This window comes from Amycolatopsis lurida (genome assembly GCF_900105055.1).
GTDB lineage: Bacteria > Actinomycetota > Actinomycetes > Mycobacteriales > Pseudonocardiaceae > Amycolatopsis > Amycolatopsis lurida.
In genome coordinates this window covers 6,006,663-6,026,107 of the sequence record NZ_FNTA01000004.1, presented here as the reverse complement: position 1 = coordinate 6,026,107, position 19,445 = coordinate 6,006,663, and the positions used below count along the sequence as shown (strand labels likewise).

Genomic DNA, 19,445 nt, shown 5'->3' with positions numbered 1-19,445 from the left:
GTATGGAGAGGTGGGAAATTCCGTACCGGCACAGCGTCCAGACCGCCTTGGATCTCTTGAGAGGCAGGTGGACCGTCGCCGTCTTGGCCGGGCTCGCCCGCGGCGAGACGCCGTTCAAGGAATTGCTGGCCTCGATCAACGACGTCGAGAAGCGCACCGACCGAGACCGCATGCTCTCGAACCGAGTGCTGAGCGACACCCTGCAGCGTGCTCGCGAGGACGGGCTCATCGAGCGGCACGCCGAATCGGGCAACTTCGCGACGGTCTCTTACGTACTCACCCCGACTGGCCGGTCGCTGCTCCGCGCCATCCGGCCGCTGGCCGAGTGGGCTCAGGGTTACCAAGCGGACCGCCAAGCTGACGAGGTCGACCGCCGAGGCGCTTAGTCCGCCTTGGCGGATGCCGTACGGCGAGGGTCCGGCATCAGCGAACGAACCCTGTCGCGGCCCGCGTCCTTCGCCGCGAACAGGACGTTGTCCGCCGCCACGAGCACATCGTTGAGGGCTTCGCCCGCTTCTGGATAGGCCGCCACTCCAATTGAGACACTAAGTCGCAAATCACCCAATTCGTCCGCAAACTTCATCTCGCGGATCGCTTCGCAGACGCGATCCGCGATACCGACCGAGGCCGCCGTATCGGCGTTCGGCAGGAGAACGACGAACTCTTCTCCTCCGAATCGCGCGGCGATGTCGTACGAACGAACGTTTCCGACGATCGCCTGCGCGATCTCGCGCAGGACCTTGTCTCCGACGATGTGCCCATACGTGTCGTTCACCGACTTGAACTTGTCGACATCGATCATCAGCACGCCAATCGGCGCATGGTGACGCCGAGCTTTGGCCACCTCGTTCTCCGCGAGCGTCTTCCAGGTCTCGGCGTTGAGCAAGCCGGTCTTTCTGTCCGTCGTCGCCGCGGCTTCGAGCTGCCGAACGAGAACACTGCGGGTCAGCACGTACAGCGGCAGCATGACGAAGACCAACGCGAGCGGATGCCAGACCATCAGCAACGTGACCAAGACACCGACACACAAGGTCGCGAACTCGAGGCTGTTCTCGCTCCAGCTTCCGACCAACGCTCCGACCGAGCGCCTGCCGGGTGACAACGCGATCACGCCGCCGACCAAAGCCGAGTTCACCAGCCAGTAGCAGACGACCACCACGGCGAGCCCGAGCAGTGCACCGTCGTCGATGTTTTCGAGTGCCTGGACAGCAGGGAGCCAGCGCGCCAGTGCGATCGCCGAACAACAGGAGACGACCACCGAGCTCGCACTGAACACCACCCGGTATAGGCACATGCCGGACACACGACGCCAGCTGCGCCACCGCATGTGCCCATAGAGGATGACCGCAGTCGCCGCCGCCAAGGTCGGCGTGACCAGCAAAGCCGCCGCGAGGGTCCATACCGAGCTCATGTTGACGTGCGGCGTATCGGAGAACCGGCGCCGCATCTGCTCGACAACCCGGGTCACCTCCGCCGCGAGGAGACCGAGCACCACGAGGACGCCGAAACGGAAGAGATCGGATCGGCTTACCTGCATGAACCCGTCCAGCAGAAGCGTGAGGACGACCGCAGCGATCTCGACCGCCAGAACGAAGGCGACCACCCGCCGGCGCAGCGACCAGAGCTTCCACCGTGTGACATTCCAAATACGTTCCGTATCACCTGGGGCTTCGCTGGCCACATCGGAGGTGCTGACCTGCATACTTGAGTCGCTTGCGTCCCCAGGCGGTCCTCCGGCGGACGCCGTCGTCGGGGTGTTCTCAGCGGGCGGGCCGTCCAGGCAGTCCGTTCGCTGGGAGGAGGGTTCGTCGATGACCAACAAGGACTGGTGATCTCGCGCGTCCTCATTCGCTGAACCATGCTCGCTCCCGGCTCGCTGCCGGGAGCGAGTCAGGACCCGCAGCATGCTGATTCCCGCCGCCACGCCGATCGCGACGGCACCCGCTGCGGCAACAGCCCTGAAGGGCCCGAACTGCTGGGCGGCCACCCCGCCGCCCAGGATCGCAATTCCCTGCGAACAGTGAAGGCACGTCGACATCCGGCCCATCACTCCGCCGCGACGGGCATCCGGCACCAGGTCGACGACCACGGTCTGCACCTGGATGAGGAAGGCTGTCGAGACGGCGCCGGACACGGCCCAAAGGACGATCGAAGCGACCACTCCTGGTTCGAAGACGCAGGCGGCGAGAGGCACGCCGGCTACTACCGCGAAGAGCAGCGCGGTGAGCGGCGTAGCGGGTAACCGAAACCGCGTCGTGAGCCAGGCACCGATGGCGCTCCCCAGCGGGTCGGCAGCGAGCAGCAGGCCGATGCCGAAGGCGGAGATTCCCAGGGCGTGTCCGTACGGCACCGCCAAGCCCTCGGGCACGACGTAGACGCCCACCAGCAGAACCAAGGCGTAAAGCAGAACCCACGTTCGGGCAGGCGCGTGTACCTGCTCCTCTTGTTCGGTGGCGGCTCGGCTGACCGATCTCAACGACACACCTTTGAGGATGATCAGCGCGCTCAGCACGAAGGTGCCCGCGTTGACCAGCATTCCGAGATGCGGCTCGATCAGCGTCAGCACGAGCCCGCCGGATCCGAACGCGACCACCTGCGCGACCTGACCGGTGAACTGCCGCAGCGCGAGCCCGGCTGGGAAGCCCTCCCGGCCGAGAACCTGCGGCATCAACGCCGACTGCGCCGCTTTGAACGGGCCTGCCGCGGCGCTGAGCACGGCGACGCACGCCCACAGCACAGGCAGCGGCAGCCCAGGCAACGCCATCGCCGCGGCGAGAACTGCGCGAACGACGTCGGTGACGACCAGGATCGCTCGCCGCGGATAGCGGTCGGCGAGGCCGGACAGCAGGAAGCCACCGAGCACGGATGGAATGAAGGTCAAGGCGTAGGTCAACGCGGTCAACGCCGCGGACGAGGTCTCCGTGAACACCAGCAACGACAACGCGACCCGGGCAATCTGGTCGCCGCCGATCGACAACAGCTCGGCGACCCAAAGCGCCCGGAATTCCGGGTTCCGCAATGGCACGGCAAAGCCGGCACGGCGGCGCTCCGCCATATCCGTTCCCCCTACACGCACTCCCAGGCGACAACTCAGCATGCGGTCGCGCATTCGCACTCCCGCCGGACTGACCATGCCGGGTCGTTCGTCCCTCTCCCGAATCTCACGGTATGCCCGGAGCGTCGTCAGATGACCACGATCAGCGACTTTTCGCCCGTTTGTAGTACCTGACTACCCAAGGTGATCAACTTGTGAGTTGCCTGGTCAGAGGGGCTTTCGGGCGATGATGAGGCCACCTAGGCAGGAGATCGTGAACTCGCCGTGCCGCTCAAGGTGCCGGACGAGCAACTGCTGCGCACGATCGATCGTCGCTTCGAAGGGCACGCCGCCTTCGTCAGCCCAAGCCCGATACGAACGGAGGTGTGCGAGCACAGGTTCGGGCTCGCGGACGGTGATCACCCCGGGAAGATCGACCGAGGCGACCTGCTCGAAGTACGGCTCGAGGAGACGAGGCGCGTCGTCAAGCGCGAACCGTTCGCTGAGGGCTACCCGCCTCGGCCCGTTGGCGATGCCGAGGATGTCGCCGGCAGCCGCTGACCAGAGGTCGTCCAGCTCGACCTTGTCGCTGTGTGCGTTCGTCGAGACGAAGACAAGGCCGCCAGGAACGAGCGCACGACGAATCTCCTCGAGCGCCGCAGGTAGCTCGGCCACGTGGTACAGCATGTGCAGCGCCAGGACGACGTCGAATCGTCCGGACGCGAACGGCAGAGCCGCCGCGTCAGCCGCCACGGTCGGCGGCGGCGAGGGCGCCAAGATTCCGGGCGAGATGTCAGCACCGATAGCGAGCGCTTGGGGACGCTCGCGACGGATGCGATCGAGGAACTTCCCGTTACCGCAGCCCAGGTCGAGCACGCTCCTAGCCGAAGCCGGCAGATGTCCGAGCACGATGCCAGGCAGGTCGTAACGCGGCTGCTGCCAGCTGTACAGCGACTGCCGTGCGGCCAGATCGGCCTCGTCCTTGTACGCGCTTCCAGCGAGCTTGGCACGGCTCGTCGTGTCCACGCCCTCAGGTCGCGACGTCACTTCGCGACCACCCCCGATCCCGGCGGAAGCGCGGGCGGCGGCGCGCAGAACTCCCGGATCTCGTTGCGCATCCCCTTGGCGCGAGCCGTTGTGAGGTACTTCGTGGAACTCAATCGATCTCCGATGTCGCGGGCCCTCTTGACGATGCTGGCCGTCCGGCGCACCTCAGGCGCGGAGAGAACGGGAACCAGGTACGACTGCGTGGCATCCAGATCGCCCAGGACCATATGTGCGCCAGCCAGATCGAGGCGGGCGGCGAAGATGTCTCCCGCGGAACGATCGGCAGGGGCCGCCACCTGGTAGACGTCGAGCGCGAACTGCGACTTTCCGATGGCCTGTTTCGCCAGCGCCGGACTGCTCTTCAAGGTCAGCAGCGTGGTTCCGGCGTACACCGACTGCTTCGCCGTGGGAAAGGTGAAGACGCCGGAGTACTCGTCCGTGGTCGCGTCGGCGCGAGCGCTCTCCGCGACATCGAGTGCGATCAGCGTTCCTTGTTCGTCACCGCGCGCCGCACAGGCCCGCGCTTCGAGACTCGCCAGGCGAGCCCCAGTCGTTCCCCTTGGCCGGAACAAAGCACCTTCGCGGGCTCGTTCGACAGCGTCCTCGAGCCGGTCGTCCCAGTAGGCGATCAGGCTTTGAAGCGCCTTGATCCAGCCGAGCATGTCCTGATGTCCGGCGAGTTTGGCGTACAGCCACGCGGTCTGAGCATGGATGTCGGCGGCACGGTAGTCGCCAAGGTCAAGCGACACGTGTGCCTGCAAGCCGCCGAGCCTGCTCGCGTGCAGATAGAGGTCACGCAGCTGATTCGGGATCCGGTTGCAATCGAGCAGCCGGAAGACCTCTTGACGTAGTTCCCGAATCTCGCCGAACACATCGACCAGCGGCCGGGAGATGTAAGCCGCGGCGATCCTGCGGATCTCCGAGTCGAACTGTTCGACGGCCTCGTTCGTCGTCCCCGAAGACGCGATCATGCGCGCGACCCGCGCGGCATCGCGCGCGTCCTCGGCGACCGCCTGCCGGCTGAGCTCTGCATCTTCAACCCCTTCGGTCGACAGCGGAGGCGGTGAACTGGTCAGCACGGAAGCTCGCCCCAGCCGACGACGAACCTGCTGTTCCTCCTTGGCTGCCCGCCAAAGCGCGTACAGCTGTCCTGCGGCCCCCAGTGCCTGATCGAGTGCCTCGACGAGGTTCTGTGATGGCAGATTCCCACCGGCCCGCTCGGCCATGGAAACGTAGTTCCGGGTGTACCCCACCCGCTCACCCAAGCCGGCCTGACTCAAGTCGGCCGCACTTCGGAGCCGCTTGATCTCCCCAGCGAGACGGGCGTGCGCCGTCTCGGCGGTGACACTCTCGTCGGCCATGCGCTCTCCGGCTCTGCCAGGGGGTAAAAGAGGGTAAATACCAAACGTAGCGACGTTACCCCGTTACGTAACTATAGCCGGTCGCGCCAGAGTGGTGACAGTCCAGGAAAACCACTCGTGTCCGGAGGTCAGCAATGACGACAACCGTCTGCAAGAGCTCGATGCGCCGCGACTCAAGGCGGCGGCTGCCGTTCTGGTTGGCCAAATCGCGAGCCAACCGATCGCAAGATCCTGAACCCGTCCAGTTGTATAGCTTGCTGACGTTTTATCTCGCCGTACATGCGCCTCTTCCCGACACCGACCCGCGCCACGGCCGATGCTCGTGCTGCGGACAGTGGTGGCCGTGCGTATCCGTTCGGCTGGCCTACCGGCTTCGAGAAGGCTTCTGAGCGAATGCCGTCCGGGAGGCCCCCGTGTCGAAGTTCTGGTCTGTCGCCGCTGCTGCAGTCATCGGCTGCCTGATCGGCCTCATGGTCAACCGGCTCAGAGGGCGTCGCCGAATCCACCGATTCCGCGGGCAGCCGTACTGGGCAGCATTGGCGATCGTCGCCAGGGTCAGAAGACAGCAAGAGAACATGGAGAAAGGATGGCCTTCGGTCGAACTTGAGGTTCTGGACGACGAGCTGACCGAAGTCGTCGTTCTCCCTCCACAGCCACGGCCGTACCTAGAACCCCTGCTTCCGGCGCCACACGAGATCACGCGTGCACAAGGCGGCCTGCCGAGCAAGACATACCCATTCCCGTGACGAACCCGAGGCGGGTGAGCCGGTCATGGAAGAACCACTCTCGAACCGGTCGTGGAACTGCGTGATCGTCGACAGCGACAGCCCATTGGGCAAGGTCGCCTCGTCGGTATGCGACCTGACCGCACACCTCCCCGCGCGTGACGTGACGTTCCTCTGCTCTGTCTGCTTCGGCAAGCAGTGGCCGTGCGAACGGTTTGACCTCGCTGCAAGAGAAGTACTTGCCGCCCGGCTCTCACTGGCGGCCCTCGTCCCGCCTGAACTCCACCACCGACTCTGGCCACAAAGGCCTCAATGGCCGGGGCCGAGCCAGACATGAGAAAGTGATCCATCGTGTTCAAATCGGCACCGAAGCCACCGGCACAACCCAGGCGCGTAGAGGAGTCCACGGCCAAGAGCCGAGAGCTCGGCGCCGCACTTCGGCACGCGCGGCAGGCTTCCAACCTGACTCAGGCCACTATAAGCGGCTCACTCGGCTGGGGAGCCCCGAAGATCTCTCGAATAGAGAGCGGGCAGCGCGAAGGGTCTCTTCTGGACACCGTCACGTACCTGGCGAAAGCCACGACGGCACCGGCCGAGTTCGATCGCCTGAAGAAGTTGGCCGAGTCACCGGCCAATGGGTACGACCTACAGCGTCATCCCGAGAACATGCCCGACTTGCTCCCCACCTTCGACTACCTGCACGCGAGCGCCAAGACCATGACGTTCTACGAACCGCGGCGAATCCCTTCCTTACTGCAGAGCGAGCAGTACGCGGACGTGATGATGCGGCAGAACCGAAACCCCAAGGACCCGCTCGTCAAGGAAGCCTTGCAGGCGCGGCTATCGCGCCAGGAAGTGCTCAAGGGCGTGAAGGGCGACTTCGGCGCCACCTTCTACATCGACGAAACAGCACTCCATGACCCGACCATGCGCAGCGTCCTGGATGAACAGCTCCTTCAGTTGATGATCACCTCGAGCGTCCCACACTGCCACGTGCACATCATTCCGTCCGACAGTTTCGACGAAGACATTCAGACGGCGTTCGGCCTCTTCGAGGACTTCGACGACAACTCCGTCCTCGTCGTTCACACCGCCACCGCGATGTTGGTACTTGAAGAGGCCAACGACGTGGCACCGTATCTACGAAAGCTGAACGAACTCCGCGAGACCGCTCTGGACGAAAGGACATCCATAGAAAAGATCAACTCGCCAGTGCACCTGTAAGGCAGGCCAGCTTTGTCGACGGGTTCGGTCTCCCCCTTCGCTTCCAGTGTCGTGCCATTCCGCGGCGGCAACCACCTGTCGTTGTGCTCGAATATCGGGGAAGCGCCCGCGACCATCGTCTTCGGCGTTGCTGCCGCCGCTTGCCCGGCTGCTGGCCGTCGAACTCCTCAACCGTGCGATGTGGACTTACTACCTGTCCGAGCTGGAACAAGGACGGATTCCGATTCGGGCGCCGTACTCGATCGGCCGGCCGGAACCCATAACTACGGCCGCCCGCATCCTCAGGAAATGGCGGACGCCGGGAACCCCGCAGGTCCACCACTCTATTCATTCAACGAACTGATCATCAGCAAGTCCACGACTCGCGGACCGGAAATTCGGATTCCGCCTATCTCGCAGCCACTAGGACAACTGATCGAGCCAACCCGCCACCAGCGCTTCGGAGTAAGAGTCACCAGCCTCGCGGAGCAGGGCCGCTGCCCTGTGGCCGGCATCCTTCGCCTCGGCCACCTGCCCCATATCCCCGAGAACACGGCCCAGGTTGTACACCGCGATAGCTTCGGCCTGGCGGTCCCCGGTCTCACGGAGAAGGTCAGCGGCCAGCCGATGGGCTTTGATGGCTTCAGCGAACTCCCCCATAATACTCAAAACAACGCCGACACTATCTGAAACCTTGCCTTCACCGTGAAGATCGTTAGTATCTCTGAAGGCACTCAGGGCGAAGCGAAAGGCGAACAGGGCTTTGTCTTCGCATTGCCCCAATCCCAGAAGAGTGGACCCGAGATTGTGCATTGTGAGACCAAGGCTATGGAGATCTCGGGTCTCGCAGAACAGATAGAACGCCTTCATGTGGGCTTCAACGGCATGGTCCCAACGCCCTGACTCTCGCAGCGCGCACCCGAGATTGTCCAGCGCCTTCGCCTCGCGGTGATGGTCCGCGAACTCGTGAAAAATCTCCGCTGCCCGCCGCTGGGAGGCGACCGCCTTCCCGAACTGTCGCACCATGTAATAGGCAAGGCCGAGGTTGACCAGGGCTTCACCTTCCCCTTGGCGGTCACCTGCCTCACGGAAAATTCCGATGGCTTGCAAATGGACCTCGATCGATCTCTCGAATTGACCGATCGCTCGCAGTGCGAGCCCTTGGTTTCCCAATGCCCGCCCTCGGCCGTGGCGGTCCCCGACCTCATCGAGGATGACGGAGGCCTGCTGGCAGATACCGATTGCTTCCTCGAAGCTTCTGGCGGCGCGCAACGTGTTTCCGAGACTGGCCAGAGCTTCCCCTTGACCGCGTCGATCGCCGATTTCCCGGAAGATATCGACGGCTGACTGGTGGGCGGTAGTCGCCTCGTCGAATCGTCTCGCCGCCAGCAGTGCGGTTCCAAGGCGTTCCTGAGCGAAGGCGAGAGTGCTGGGGTTGCCCAAGCGTCGAGCAGCATTGAGCGCATGTTCGCTGACGGCGACCCAGTCTGTAATGTGGCGACGAAGGTCCAGATACCTGACCAAGTCTGCTGCGAGGTTCACGGCGAGAACGAAATGGTCGGTGTCGAACGCGAGGGAAACCGAACCGACGAGGTTGGCCCGCTCGGTATCGAACCAGGCCAAAGCCGCCGAGCGGTCGGCGAACCGTTCCGACACCGAGCTGCCCGGCGCGGCCCCCAAGTGAGAATTCGCCTCGGCGGCTATCCGTTGATAACTGTCCAGTAGCCGCCGAACCGCCGAGGCTCGGTGCTGATCGGTGAGCCGATCACGGGCGTAGAGGCGGACAAGATCGTGCATCCGCCACCGTCCACCGCTCTGCCGGAGCAAGTGGGCGTGGTGCAGGATTCGGAGCCGGGGTTTTGCCTGCGACTCGGGGATGCCCGCGAGAGCCGCGGCGGCCGCAGTGTCCAGGTCCGGCCCGGGATTGAGCGGCAGCAGGCTCAGCAGCAGCGCGACCTCGGGCTCGCGTTCGACCAGCTGCTTCCACGACAGCTCCAGCACCGAGGCGACGGAACGGTCCGCGCGCCTGAGCGATTCCAGAGCATTGGGGGCTTGCTCGAGCTCGTAGACGAAGTCCGACACGGTCATCGACGGATCATCGGCGATCACTGCGGCGGCGATCTCCAACGCCAGCGGCAGGCAGCCGCATCGATCGGCCAATCGAACCAGCCCCGCTCCGTCCTCTCCACGCCGATCCTCGGGATCACTGCGGCGAAGGAGCCGGCCGAGCAGGTCCACCGCGTCGGACACCGTCAGGGTGCCAAGGTCCAGTCGCCGGGCTCGTCCGGGAAGAGTGAGGGTGTCACGTGTGGTCACCACCGCTCGATGCGGTTCCGATGGCAGCAACTCGGCGAGCTGCTCGGCGTCCCCGGCGTTGTCCAGCACCAAAATCAGCCGCCGCCCGTCCCGCTCCCAGGTGGTGAGGAGACTGTGGTAGGAGGTGAGCTGGTCGGGCACTGTGCTCGGTATCCGCTCGTCGGGTAACCCCAAGACCCATAGCAGCGGTCCCAGCACGTGTCGTGGTCGTACACGCTGAGTGATGTCGGGGTCATAGCCGTTGAGATTGAGGATGACCGCCGTAGTGGCAAGGCCCTGTTCGACCGCCAGAGCTGCCGCGCGAGTCACTAGAGCGGTCTTGCCGACCCCGCCCATACCCGCCGACACCACCACCGCCTCGGATCGTTGACTTTTCCCGAACGCCGTCAGCAACTCCCGGAGCTGTTCATCGCGGCCGACGAATATCGAATCGTCGTCCAGCTTCGCGGGAATCGGTCTCACCGTCGGCCCCTCCGGTACGTCAGACCGGGCGATGACGGTCAGGTCACCGGCGGCCTGGTAGATCCGGGCATCGCCTTCTGCCTGCGCAAACAGCGTGTCTCCAGTGGCGTAAACGGCACGCCCGGAATCCTCGCTCATCGGTCGTTGACGGTCATATCGCCACCAGCTTGATAGATCCGAGCATCGCCCGCTGCCTCGGCGAGCATTGAAACGTCCCTTACCGCCGGCTTGGCCTCAACGCCGTCGGAACTGGCCAGCGCCGCAGAAGCCGAATTCTCCTGACTGCCGCGAGCTCGCAGCGCGCCGGCGATCGACACCGCCAGGCCTAGCACCCCCGCCACCGCGCCGACCACGCTGCTGATCTTGTCCGCGTCCTCCAGACCGGCCAGCAGCACCAGCACCCCCGCTCCGGTCACGACCGATCCGGCGATCACGATCAGCAGCCGTGCGCTCCACCTCATTACCGGGCACCCCCTCGATCCACCGACGGGCGCATGTCGTTCCTCGGAGCAAGGAGGACAGCCCGCTCGCGCATTTCGGCGCTCCTCCTCGCTTGTTCTTCTGCAGGCAATCGGACGAACTCGAGCGCGGACTCGCATCGCTCTCGCAGGTCGTCGCGGTCGAACCACCGCAACGGATGGCGGGGATCCGCCGGATCGTAGATCCCCTGTCCATATGCCTCCATGATGTCCAGGTCGTATCGCCGGAAGTCATTGCTTTCCTCCGGCGGTAGGAGACCGGCAACCATACGATTCATCCATTCTTCACGGCCGGCGGGATCGTCCGGATCGTCGAAGTCGGGATCGTGGCCGAACACGTCCTCCGGCATGCGCAGTCCCGGATACATCTCGAGAATGTCGCTGTCCTGAGGCGGCTCGGTGTTCGCGATGACGATCCAGAGGGCGTACTCGTCGGCGAGGCACTCCGGCCGAGGAACACGTCCGGCATCCAACTCCGCACCGATCCGCATGATCCGCTCACCCATCCGCACGAGCCAATGGTTGTTGACCTGAGTGAGTGCCAGTTCGGGGAGATCGCACAGCAGATCCACCTCCCGGATCGTCGCTTCACCCTTGAGAAACGCGGCGAACTGATACCCGAACGTATCGTCGACATGGAACTGACCACTCTTGACGGGCGCGAAGTCGGAGAAGGTCACGGTATGCGAGAGCACCATCGCGTCGGCTGGAGTAAGCGGCTCGCCGATGAAACACTTGTTGAACATGCCCACCACGCCTGCCGCGCCACGGTTGGCTGCCTCGACCTCTCCGCCCTGGCCCGGCGTAGCGTCATCCGACGACACCAACCGCCGAAGTGCGACCACGCTCAACTGCAACGCCCTCGCGAAACCTTGCAGGTTCTCGGGCCGAAACCCATCCAGGGCGCCGTCGCCGACCACGGCGCCTTCGAAGCGGCGCCACGTCGCCAGGGAAACATCCGCGCGTCGCGCCGCCTCCTGCTGCGTCAACCTCAGCTCGCTGCGGCGACTCTTGACCGAGTTCACCTAACCCCCTTAAGCACTCAATAAGCACTCGTAGAGAGAAGCACTCATTGAGCACTCGAGTCAAGCCGTGAAACACGCCGCGCCGGGAACGCGACACTCTCTGCGGACGGTTACCCTGGCGGTTCATACGGGTAGTGGAGGAGGGCAACAGCCGTGACGGCATCGGGTGAGCACGTCAAGGCTTTGGTGCGCAGTCACGCCGCAGGCGACGACGACGCCTTCTACGCGGTGGCCTTGCAAGTGGCCGCGAAAGCCGCCCGTCAGGGACACAGCACGCTGGCGAGTGACCTGAAACAGATGATCGACGCGGCTCGCCAGAGCCCGGTCGCCGACAAGGTCACAGCCATCGCGCGGCCGCGGGGCGATCTCGCCGAACTGCTGACCGCCGGCTTCCCGGACGTGACACTCAGCGACCTGGTCGGCCCCTCGTCATTCAAGGACACGCTTGCCCGCGTGCTGCGCGAGCAGCGCGAGAGGCAAGCACTGATCGGCCATGGATACACACCGGTTCACCGACTGCTGCTCGAAGGCCCGCCGGGGACAGGCAAGACGATGACCGCGGGCGTGCTCGCCCGCGAGCTGTCCCTTCCGCTGCTCACCGTCCGGTTGGACAGCCTGCTGAGCAAGTTCATGGGCGAGACCGCGAGCAAGCTCCGGACAGTGTTCGAGGCCGCAGCGACCCAGCGTGCGGTGTATCTGTTCGACGAGTTCGACGCGCTCGGCGCACATCGAGGTGGAAACGATGTGGGTGAAGCCCGCCGGATCGTCAACGCCTTTTTGGTCTTCCTGGAAGAGGTCAGCGCGGAGAGCATCGTAGTGGCTGCCACGAACCATCGTTCGATCCTCGATCACGCGCTGTTCCGGCGGTTCGACCTGGTGGTCAAATACGGTCTCCCGGAACCCGGGCACGCAGTAGAGGTCATGAAGGCCCGGCTCGGCCTGCTCGGGCGAGGACTTCGATGGACGACGGTCCGTCCGCACACCGCCGACTTGAGCCACGCCGAACTGGTCAAAGCAGCGGAAGAGGCCGCGAAGCAGGCAATCCTGCGCGGCGACGACCATGTCGTGGTGAAAGATGTGATCGCCGCTCTCGACGCACGCCGGGCAGCGAGCGGTGAGTGATCCTCGTACGGCCCTGACACACCTGACCGTCGTCGGCCGCGCCGAGAACCGCGACTTTCGTCGCCGTGGCGGCGGTGACGCCCGTATACGTGACGTGGAACGCCGCCCTCACGGCGGCAAACTCCGCGGCGACCTGCGAACCTCCTTCACCAAGGCCGAAAGAGACCGTAAGCACGCTTCGGAAGAACTCGCACTCGAAGAGCTGAAGGCTTTGGGTGTCATCCTGGTCCTGGATGCCGCCGACCGGGCGTTTCCGTTGAAGCTGGACTCTTTGGAACGCATGTCGGGCCATCGCGGTCCGAAGAAGCGACCACTGTGGTTGTTGCTTTCCGTAATACCGGCCTCGGACGGCCAGCCGGAAAGCGCCGTCGTCTGGGTCAGCGATGAGTTCCGGGCCAAGTTCCTAAAGATCTTCGAGGATTTTCTCACTCGTCAGACGACGGCAGGTAGTCCTCGTAACCGGGAACTCGTAGCCAATATCGGGCGGATCCGCAGTGTGGTGCTCCGGGACCTGTGGCAGTCTGCGGGAGCACCACCGGCGGGCCTGAACTGGTGGGAACTCTGGCTCACTCCCTCACCCACAGGCCTCGACCTCCTGCGCACGTTCGCCGGGGCATTACGGCTGCGTCTCGCGAGCCGAACCCTCGAAATGACCGACCGGACGGTGACCTGGATCGAAGCACGCTGGGACGACCTGCACAGCCTGCCGTTCACTGCGGTTCCGATCGCCGAGATTCGGCGCCCCGAGATCGTCGACACGATCGACGACCTTCCCCGCGAGGATCAGTATGAGCTGACCAGCGATCTCATGGACCGCACGGCCATCGCAATCGACGAGAACGCTCCCGCCGTCTGCCATCTGGACAGCGGTGTCCGCCGCTCGCACTTGCTGCTCTCAGCATCCCTGGACGCCGGAGACGTGCATTCCGTCGTCGACAGTGCGGGTACCGATACCGATGGTCATGGGACTTCGATGGCGGGCCTTGCTCTCTACGGGCCTCTCGACGACTTGCTCGTCAGCACCAAGCCGATCGCACTGACACACCGACTGGAATCGGTGAAAATCCTGCCCGATTCTCTTGTCGGCAACGATCCGCTCACCTATGGCCTGGTCACTGCCCAGGCGGGTGCGGCGGTCGAAACATCGGCCGCCGGACGCCCACGAGTGTTCTGCCTACCGGTGACCGCTCAGCCCGAAGCCCGCCCCGGAGAACCCTCATTGTGGTCGGCGTCGATCGATGCGCTGAGTGCCGGAACCGACATCGGCCGCTCCGAGAACGGGATCACACTCATCGGAAGGCCCGCCCCCGAGGCGTCCCGGCTGTTCGTGATCTCCGCCGGTAACGTCAGGCAATTCGAAAACGGCACCGACTATCTCGACCTTTGCGACACCGCGGCCATCGAAGACCCGGCGCAAGCGTGGAACGCCTTGGTGGTCGGCGCCTACACCGAGCTCACCGCGAGCCCATCCGACCCTGGTTTCGCGGACTGGACGCCCCTGGCTGCGGATGGCGCCCTTTCACCGCACAGCAGGACCTCGCTGCTATTCGGGACACGTCCCTGGCCGATCAAGCCCGACATCTGCTTGGAAGGCGGCAACGTCCTCACGGACGGCGTGGATTTCCACGACAAGCATCCTCTGCACACGGTGCGGACGACCTCACACAAGGACGACCTCACGCTGACCTCGGCCAACGCCACGAGCGCCGCGACCGCTCAGGCATCCAGGCTCGCGGCCAAGGCCATGGCCGCATACCCGTCGTACTGGCCAGAATCCGTCCGAGGACTCCTCGTCCACACCGCCGAATGGACTCCAGCCATGAGGGCCGACATCGACGGCGAACACGGCAAGGCCGCTCGGCAGGCAATGCTGCGACGCTACGGCTGGGGTGTCCCGGCCGAACGAACTCTACTGACCTCCAGCCGCAACGCGGTCACTCTCGTCACCCAAGACGAATTCGTCCCGTTCACCGGATCAGATCATCAGGCACGCAACTTTAGGTTGCACCGGCTCCCTTGGCCGCGCGAGACACTCCGCAGCCTCTTGGACACTCACGTCCAGCTGCGGATCACCTTGTCTTACTTCATCGAACCCGCAGCCTCCCGGAGAGGGTGGCGGCGCCGGTATTCCTATGCGTCCCATGGCCTTCGCTTCGAATTGCGCTCTCCCCTCGAACAACGCCTGGAAGACTTCGTCGCCCGCGTGAACCGGGACGCGGGCGACGAAGAGACCGGAGGGCGCCCCTCAGGCGGATCGGAGCGATGGCTCGTAGGAAGCAATCAACGCAACCTCGGTTCCCTGCATCACGACATCTGGGACGGTACCGGTGCCGAGCTCGCCGACAGCGACCTCGTCGCCGTCTACCCTGTCGGCGGCTGGTGGAAAGCCAATAAACGCGCCGACCGAGCCGATCTTCCTCTCCGCTACAGCCTCATCGTCTCCCTCCGCACGCCCCTGCAGGACGTCGACCTTTACACTCCGATCGCCACAGAACTGACCACACCGATCGCGGTCGAGATCGAAGAGGCCTGAATTCCGGAGATCCCGGATGGGACACCACTACCTGCCGGGGTAGACCACCGATCGCAACGACGGAACTCCGCACAACAGCGCCGGTCTCACGGCTGAGGACGACGGTGGACAAGGCCGACCAGTCGCCCATGCCAACCGCCGAGTACCCGCTCAAGCTCGAAGCGGTGTCTTGAGATCCGTTCACCATCATGATCAGCGATTCAACAGCTACATGGCAGAGCCGAACGATGGCCTACCCTACGAGTCGCGACCTGGTTCTCGGCTGGCTAGCGCCTGCACGGACGCCAAACCACTGTCACCGTCGGGGACATGTACGAGACACGGAGCTCCCGCACTCCTTCACTCCCTTGCCGGGTCTGGGTAGCCGTCCGGAGCACCGTTCACCAGTTCGTCGATGACGTGGATTTCGAAACGCCCTAAGTCGTAACCGCCGACCTCCCACGCCATCTCACTCGTATCGACACGCCATTCGCGCCCGGTAGCCCGTTCCCTCACCAGCCAGCTCAGTTCGTCGACCTCCTCGCACCGTGCGTCCAACAGTAGAACATACGTTCGACCGAGCAGTGACGCGGCTCGTAACACGTGCTCACTGCGGAAGAGCTCGCGCAAGCGGCGGACAGCCTGGCCGTGTTCGTCCTCCGCGACACGTGCGAAGCGGTCTGCCGCTGCCCAAAATCCGTAATTGGTCGGCTCGTGATGACCGCGTGGAGTCAAGGCGAGTGCATTACGATTGTCGACGGCCGTCACAGCGCACGATCCAATGAAACGACCGGCAAGAGACATCACCGCGATGGATCCATCGACGCGCCTCCGAACAACTTGCGCAAGCCCCATCTTCGCGAAGCCTTCCTCTCCCGCTCGTCCAACTCGCCCTCCGCATAGTCCGCGTAGAGCCTGATCGCACGCAGCGATGGCGTCCGAAGCCAGAACGGGGCACCGATAAGGACGCGATCGTGGCCATCTTGCGGCCCTAGCTGAGTTTTGCGGAAGTCGAAATCGCAATAGATCTCCGCCAGCCACTCACCGACTTCGCCGGTGTCGCCGTATGTATGGCCGCGGTGCCAGCCGCAACGGCGCCGAGCCACCGGCACTGCGCCGTCCTCTCCCTGCGAGCAGGCGACCTTGACAGCGTCGCGGGCGAGCTCCTCCTCCGAGGCCCACGACGGCCGCACCCGGCACTCCTCGTCGAGAAAGCGGCGGATACTCCCGGCCTCGGAGCAGGTCCAGCCGTGCTGGCTCGGCGCCCCGCTGTCGGCCACGAAATCGGCGTAGTTGTGAACGCTTCCGAACAGGCAGACCGCGATCCGGCCGCCGTCGGGTTCGGACACCGTGGTGTACATGACCGCGCGTCCGGGCTCGGTGCCGACGAACTCGCCGAACACGACGTCGCCAACCCCCCTGGCGAAATGAACCGGCGGCGGCGAAGCGAAGGTATCGACGACGGATTGCCCCAGCCCTCGTTCCAGCTTGGCTGCGAGATCCGGCCGGGTGACGGCGGGCCCTTCTTCCGACCACTCGACGGCAGGCAGGAATCCCCGGATGTTCGGCGTGGATATCTTCCGCTGGCGCTTCTCCATCACCCGGACGCCGAGGTCGTCGAGGTACTTTCCTACCAGGCGATCCGACCAGTACAGATATCGCTGCACGCCACCGTATTCGGTCATCGGATGCTTTGCCAGAGGTCGCGTTCGGGGTGCATCAGCTCCACACCGGCTTGCTCCCGGATCTTGGCAATGCTTTCCCGTAGTTTTCCGCGTCCCTCCCAGACCTTTTCCATGGCTTGATCCTTCACGTCGTCGCCGTCCTTCGCGTCGTCGACGGAACGGATGACGATTTGAGCAAACTTAACGAAATCAACTGTGTCCCCGTAGAATTTCTCGATCAGATCCCGGACCGCGACGCTCCAGTACTGCTGGGTCGATGCCACATACTGCGGCGGTTTCAAGGTCACCCAAGGCCATTTGTGCAGCGTCATCCTGGTTTCTTCGATGATCTCCTGATCAGTGGAGTGTATTCCGATCCAGACGCTGTCGACGACCATGTCGAGCTCGAAGAACCATCCCATGAGTTTGCCATAGGATTCTTCGAGCTTCTCCTGCATTCGCCGCCGAGCTTCAGCCTCTAGGCGCATTTTCAGCCCCTGTTCAGCCGAAAGCAGTTGCGCCTGCAGACTTCGCTCACCCGAGGCCTGACCAGCCCTGATCGCGTAGCGAAACGTCATCGCACCGCCCGCCAGCATACCGGCCATGGCCGCCACGAGCACTATCCATTCCTCTCGCATTCATCTCCCCCGATATACGTGTGCGCCGTACTGTTCGGCAAGCATATACTCGGGCAGATGCACGGATCGCCCGGCGTGCGCAGTGAAATGGCAGGATGACCCCGCCGAGCTGGCCTGCCATTGATACGCTCAACGGCCCTGGAGACCGGAATTGCCCTTTTCGTGACGTTGGCAGGGCCCTGCTTCGCGACAGACGCGACATTACGCTTCAGTAGCCCCTAAGACGATCTTGACAACACAGCAGATTACCGATGCGCCGGACCGCACCATCCGAGGCTACGGACGAGCCGCACGGAACAAAGTCGACTAGGTCGCCTTGCGCGGGCGGCCGCCGCCGGCGCCTTGACCAGGGCGCGCTCGCTCCCACGCCCGAATCTCCGCTTCGCGCGCAGGTGACCAACCAGGCGTCCGACCGATGACAACGTCCGGCTCCGGAAACGGGTGATCCGCGGCGTAGCGGCGCCGCCACAGGGCGACCGTCCGATGCGAGACCTCGAACCACTCCCCGATCTCGACCATGCCGACGTACCGAAGGGTCAGTCCTTCGCCGGCCGAATGGCCATCTTCCACCCGATGGTTTTCGCCGCTCACCAGACTGAAGTTAACAGGTACCTGCACGTCCGACTTGCACCAGCGGCAACACGGCATGTCCGACCCGCTCGAACCTTGTTGACTAAGTGTGCAAAGTTTGCTTACCCTGAACCTTGTTCACTTAGTACTGAAGGTTTCACCGGGGAGGCACCATGCAGCACTCAAACACCAGGTCGCTGGCTGTGCGGAAGCGGTTCGAGGGACGTCGCCATGGCCGAGCGCGCTGAAGCGGCCTGGTCCCCGCCCGAGCCACGTGAGCTTCCCGCCCTACGCGAGCACCTGGCCGGATATCTCACGACCTCCGTCGCTCACCTGTTCACCTCGGCGATGGTGCGCGAAGGCCGAGGAACGCTTCGCCCGATCGGTGATCCGGACGTCGGCGCCGAACTGATGCTGGCGGACGAGTACCGGCGGCTCCATCAAGCGCGGCTGTTCTACGTCACCAGCGACATCACGCCCCTGGTTCACCACGCAGCCCGGAATCTTCGGGACCGCTGGGACATCGAGCCTCAGGACTTACCCGCGCTGACCGGCTTCATGCTCTTCGCCGAACCGCTGGCGATCTACGCCAGAGAAGACGGCAAGGAAGTCGCCATCGTTGCCGTCTCCTGGGGAGAGACCACCCTCATCAGCCATCCCGACGGGGGAATCTGGTTGACCTTCTGGAGTGCCACCGACTTCGCGGCGGTGACCGCCAAGTTCCGCGCGGTGGGCTTCCCAACGGCCGAAGCGACCAGGCTCGCACACGCGCAAAATGCCGAGCTCACGTGGGACAACGAGATCTACATGCCCTGGGGAGCCACCCAAGCCGTCGTCCCCGACGAGCCCGGCGGACAGGCTCTCGACCCCACCAAGGTCTCCGCAGCCAAGACGACGATCGACTGGCTGCGCGTAGTCCACGCCGGTTGGATCTTCTGCCAGCCGAACGGCTTCACGGAGGTAGCCGACGAGCATCTTCCGAAGACGTTGCGGAAGCGGTCCGCGCGAGCCGGTCATTCCACGGACCCGGTACGAGTGCTCTCGGTCAGCCGGAAGGCACCTCCTCGACCGGTGCGGGCCCTCGAGCCGACCGGACGCACCGTCGGTGTGCGCTTCCCCGTCGCACCGTTCCTTCGAAGGCAGGCGTACGGACCCAACCACTCACTTCGACGCTGGAAAGTCGTGTCTGGCCACTGGCGCGGCCCGGCTGACGCACCGGTCCGGATCGGCAAGAAGGTCAATCTGATCGACGCTCCCCCACCTGGGCACGGCTGACGCAAGGCAGGA

At 64.3% G+C, this 19,445-nt stretch carries 16 protein-coding genes; 6 read left to right on the top strand and 10 right to left on the bottom strand.

What is annotated here, in order from left to right; all coding sequences use genetic code 11:
- The first annotated feature begins 2 nt into the window (after nt 1-2).
- A complete protein-coding gene (locus tag BLW75_RS34070; RefSeq protein WP_034315630.1) occupies nt 3-386 on the top strand; it encodes a winged helix-turn-helix transcriptional regulator in 384 nt (127 codons plus the stop codon).
- Here BLW75_RS34070 and BLW75_RS34065 read toward each other — a convergent pair.
- From BLW75_RS34065 to BLW75_RS34055, 3 genes are all read right to left on the bottom strand, one after another.
- Nucleotides 383-3,055, bottom strand: a complete 2,673-nt coding sequence (locus tag BLW75_RS34065; RefSeq protein ID WP_241783769.1) for an MFS transporter — start codon at nt 3,053-3,055, stop codon at nt 383-385. The genes BLW75_RS34070 and BLW75_RS34065 overlap by 4 nt on opposite strands.
- A 207-nt stretch (nt 3,056-3,262) precedes the next feature.
- Entirely contained in the window at nt 3,263-4,060 is a 798-nt protein-coding gene (locus BLW75_RS34060; protein WP_091598865.1) for a class I SAM-dependent methyltransferase, read from the bottom strand.
- Between the two features lie 17 nt (nt 4,061-4,077).
- The gene (locus BLW75_RS34055) at nt 4,078-5,442 is read right to left on the bottom strand and encodes a helix-turn-helix domain-containing protein (protein WP_091598862.1); all 1,365 of its coding nucleotides are present in this window, start codon (nt 5,440-5,442) and stop codon (nt 4,078-4,080) included.
- Between the two features lie 413 nt (nt 5,443-5,855).
- On the opposite strand from BLW75_RS34055, the gene BLW75_RS42475 reads away from it, so the two are divergent.
- Together BLW75_RS42475 and BLW75_RS34050 are read left to right on the top strand one after the other, a co-directional pair.
- A complete protein-coding gene (locus tag BLW75_RS42475) occupies nt 5,856-6,188 on the top strand; it encodes a hypothetical protein (protein ID WP_143055386.1) in 333 nt (110 codons plus the stop codon).
- Nucleotides 6,189-6,518: 330 nt separating this feature from the next.
- Nucleotides 6,519-7,391 (top strand): helix-turn-helix domain-containing protein, encoded by an 873-nt coding sequence (locus BLW75_RS34050; protein ID WP_158005389.1) that lies wholly within the window; start codon nt 6,519-6,521, stop codon nt 7,389-7,391.
- Nucleotides 7,392-7,793: 402 nt separating this feature from the next.
- On the opposite strand, the gene BLW75_RS34045 is transcribed toward BLW75_RS34050, so the two are convergent.
- Genes BLW75_RS34045 through BLW75_RS34035 form a run of 3 tightly spaced genes read right to left on the bottom strand, consistent with a single transcriptional unit; the run spans nt 7,794 to nt 11,652 of the window.
- Complete coding sequence (locus BLW75_RS34045; RefSeq protein ID WP_091598855.1) at nt 7,794-10,286, bottom strand: tetratricopeptide repeat protein; 2,493 nt, start codon at nt 10,284-10,286, stop codon at nt 7,794-7,796.
- On the bottom strand, nt 10,283-10,609 hold the full coding sequence (locus tag BLW75_RS34040; protein ID WP_034315634.1) for a hypothetical protein: 327 nt from the start codon (nt 10,607-10,609) through the stop codon (nt 10,283-10,285). The genes BLW75_RS34045 and BLW75_RS34040 overlap by 4 nt, the downstream gene beginning before the upstream one ends.
- A complete protein-coding gene (locus tag BLW75_RS34035) occupies nt 10,609-11,652 on the bottom strand; it encodes a helix-turn-helix domain-containing protein (RefSeq protein WP_034315636.1) in 1,044 nt (347 codons plus the stop codon). The genes BLW75_RS34040 and BLW75_RS34035 overlap by 1 nt, the downstream gene beginning before the upstream one ends.
- A 153-nt stretch (nt 11,653-11,805) precedes the next feature.
- On the opposite strand from BLW75_RS34035, the gene BLW75_RS34030 reads away from it, so the two are divergent.
- Nucleotides 11,806-12,774: an AAA family ATPase gene (locus BLW75_RS34030; protein WP_034315637.1), complete on the top strand. Its 969-nt coding sequence runs from the start codon at nt 11,806-11,808 to the stop codon at nt 12,772-12,774.
- Complete coding sequence (locus BLW75_RS34025; protein WP_034315639.1) at nt 12,767-15,307, top strand: S8 family peptidase; 2,541 nt, start codon at nt 12,767-12,769, stop codon at nt 15,305-15,307. The genes BLW75_RS34030 and BLW75_RS34025 overlap by 8 nt, the downstream gene beginning before the upstream one ends.
- A gap of 339 nt (nt 15,308-15,646) precedes the next feature.
- Here BLW75_RS34025 and BLW75_RS42470 read toward each other — a convergent pair whose 3' ends face one another.
- The 4 genes from BLW75_RS42470 to BLW75_RS34005 form a co-directional block, all read right to left on the bottom strand.
- Complete coding sequence (locus BLW75_RS42470; RefSeq protein WP_143055385.1) at nt 15,647-16,054, bottom strand: hypothetical protein; 408 nt, start codon at nt 16,052-16,054, stop codon at nt 15,647-15,649.
- Nucleotides 16,055-16,089: 35 nt separating this feature from the next.
- A complete protein-coding gene (locus BLW75_RS34015) occupies nt 16,090-16,971 on the bottom strand; it encodes a hypothetical protein (protein ID WP_034315642.1) in 882 nt (293 codons plus the stop codon).
- Entirely contained in the window at nt 16,968-17,564 is a 597-nt protein-coding gene (locus BLW75_RS34010; protein ID WP_143055384.1) for a hypothetical protein, read from the bottom strand. Before BLW75_RS34010 ends, BLW75_RS34015 begins: the two co-directional genes overlap by 4 nt.
- A gap of 330 nt (nt 17,565-17,894) precedes the next feature.
- Complete coding sequence (locus BLW75_RS34005; protein ID WP_034315644.1) at nt 17,895-18,179, bottom strand: hypothetical protein; 285 nt, start codon at nt 18,177-18,179, stop codon at nt 17,895-17,897.
- 210 nt (nt 18,180-18,389) lie between these two features.
- Here BLW75_RS34005 and BLW75_RS34000 point away from each other — a divergent pair, with 210 nt between their 5' ends.
- Nucleotides 18,390-19,433, top strand: a complete 1,044-nt coding sequence (locus tag BLW75_RS34000) for a hypothetical protein (protein ID WP_034315645.1) — start codon at nt 18,390-18,392, stop codon at nt 19,431-19,433.
- Nucleotides 19,434-19,445: the final 12 nt, after the last annotated feature.

Bases quoted from the DNA above. Each gene is read 5' to 3' on its own strand.
- BLW75_RS34040 (WP_034315634.1), bottom strand. From the start codon at position 10,609: ATGAGGTGGAGCGCACGGCTGCTGATCGTGATCGCCGGATCGGTCGTG.
- BLW75_RS34070 (WP_034315630.1), top strand. From the start codon at position 3: ATGGAGAGGTGGGAAATTCCGTACCGGCACAGCGTCCAGACCGCCTTG.
- BLW75_RS34015 (WP_034315642.1), bottom strand. From the start codon at position 16,971: ATGACCGAATACGGTGGCGTGCAGCGATATCTGTACTGGTCGGATCGC.
- BLW75_RS34055 (WP_091598862.1), bottom strand. From the start codon at position 5,442: ATGGCCGACGAGAGTGTCACCGCCGAGACGGCGCACGCCCGTCTCGCT.
- BLW75_RS34065 (WP_241783769.1), bottom strand. From the start codon at position 3,055: ATGGCGGAGCGCCGCCGTGCCGGCTTTGCCGTGCCATTGCGGAACCCG.
- BLW75_RS34000 (WP_034315645.1), top strand. From the start codon at position 18,390: ATGGCCGAGCGCGCTGAAGCGGCCTGGTCCCCGCCCGAGCCACGTGAG.
- BLW75_RS34045 (WP_091598855.1), bottom strand. From the start codon at position 10,286: ATGAGCGAGGATTCCGGGCGTGCCGTTTACGCCACTGGAGACACGCTG.